This window comes from Endozoicomonas sp. (genome assembly GCF_051008435.1).
In the GTDB taxonomy this organism is placed as follows: Bacteria; Pseudomonadota; Gammaproteobacteria; order Pseudomonadales; family Endozoicomonadaceae; genus Endozoicomonas_A.
On the sequence record NZ_JBPCXO010000210.1, the window covers coordinates 1 to 1,777 of the forward strand.

Sequence of the window (1,777 nt, forward strand, 5' to 3'; positions counted from 1 at the left end):
CAGCATAAAGGCGGTAAAAGGCTGCCAATCTGTAAAAATGAGCAAATCACGTCGGAGATATGGATGTTTTTTGCTCATTTTGTGATTTTGGATATCTGAATAACCTATTCTCGGTCAGGCTCCTAGTACCCCGTCCGCTTCCATTTGATAGGTTCAGTGGTTCGTAAATCGTCCATACGCAAGGCGAATTTGCGCAGGCATAGTGGTTCTGCGTCAAGCAAGTTCAACGCAGTCGGATGGCCGCTTTACGAACCACCCGAAGGGCGAAAGCCAGAGCCTTCAGCTCCGCGTTGCAGCTGTTTGAAAGACTCCGGTATTCCTGCACAGCTACGCCTTGACCTGAAGGCTCTGGCTTTCGCTGAACCTATCAAATGGAGCCGGACGGGGTACTAGGTGCTTTGGTTGCTGAATCTACCGATGCAGCGGGATTCTGTTCTGCAACTTGTTCTGAAGGCGTTGCAGCCTGAGGCAGCGTTATGAGCTGGGGAGAGAGCTGTTGTGTACTGGGCAGCTGAGAAAAAATATTCAGATCTTGGAATCCGGTCAGCACAGCACCTGAGTGCGTAGAAGTCCGCATAGTTTGATTCCATTGATCTTGTGGAATCGCAGATTGTGAAACGGCCAGCTGGTAGAGGTAGATAATTTGATTAATGTCGTATGTGGCCAACTCGGGTACATATAAAGTGTTCAGGTAAATAACGAAATAGCCATCTGCGTTAGCCAGTTGGGCTATGGAGGCCGCAAAGGGGTTGATCTGCCAAAGGAGTTGCAGAGGTTGAACACTCAAAAAGGGTTGAGCCGGCTGAAAAAAGTCACCTGGAGTAGCGCCCCCTGAAGATTCAGGTATGTAGACCGGAGTGACTCCAGATGGGTAGCCAGGAGGGTAGTCTGGCTGAGTGTCTGGATAAGGGACAAGAATACTCATCCAGGTGTCATTCATTAGAATAAAAGCTTCGTGGGGGTATCCCCGAACATGGGTCTGGCTATGCAGGTAGGCGGTTAAACTCTGTGCAAGTCGGTTGAACTCTTGAACAGACAAAGATCGACTGTTTGAATAAAAGAAGCTTCCATGAACAATTTCATACCCCTGGGCAAGCAGGCTTTCCAGGAATTGCCGAATAAATGGATTGTGAGTGCTTTCCAGAGATCCGCTTTTGAGCTGCCACGATTTAGATCTTATCTGATAAGAAGCAGGACTGTTTTCAGTGGGGGCTTCATCAGAAGAAGTCCTTGAAGAGCTGTTTGCTGGTGGTTTCGGCTTGGGGACATCGGAGTCTTCTTCAGAGTCTTTATTTTGCTGGTCGGTAGACTCTGATGAGGTAGCTGATTCGGGTTCAACCGATGCAGGGTTTGTTAATTGACTGGTTTCTGCCGAAAATTCATGTTGATCAGGCTCAGTTAAAGCGTTGCTTGTTGCAGGTTCTAATGAAGCAACAGCAACAGGCGTAAAGTGATAGTCCGCACCTTCTTCGGGCGCAGGAGCGATCATAACATAGGCTCGGGTGGGTCGAGATCGAGTGGACGCCAGAGCTTCAGCCATCTCTGTTGTATCAACAGAAACGTTATCAGGGGCATAAACAAATCGGCCATCAATAATAATGCAGGGTTCTTCTTCCATTCTCCTGGCTAGGAGCCTGCCGGACTAAGAGTAAAAAACAGGCATAATCGTCTGTACTCACTACCCAGAACAACGACCTCTGTCAAATGAAGAAGTGGACTTTTCGACCCATTGATCGCAGTACGCCTGACATGTTTCCTGCCAGTGTCGATGACTACT

The 1,777-nt window shown here is 48.3% G+C and carries 1 protein-coding gene; it reads right to left on the reverse strand.

Annotated elements, in window-relative coordinates; all coding sequences use genetic code 11:
- Nucleotides 1–367 precede the first annotated feature (367 nt).
- Nucleotides 368–1,618 (reverse strand): hypothetical protein, encoded by a 1,251-nt coding sequence (locus ACR2PX_RS10930; RefSeq protein ID WP_433999389.1) that lies wholly within the window; start codon nt 1,616–1,618, stop codon nt 368–370.
- Between the last annotated feature and the right edge of the window lie 159 nt (nt 1,619–1,777).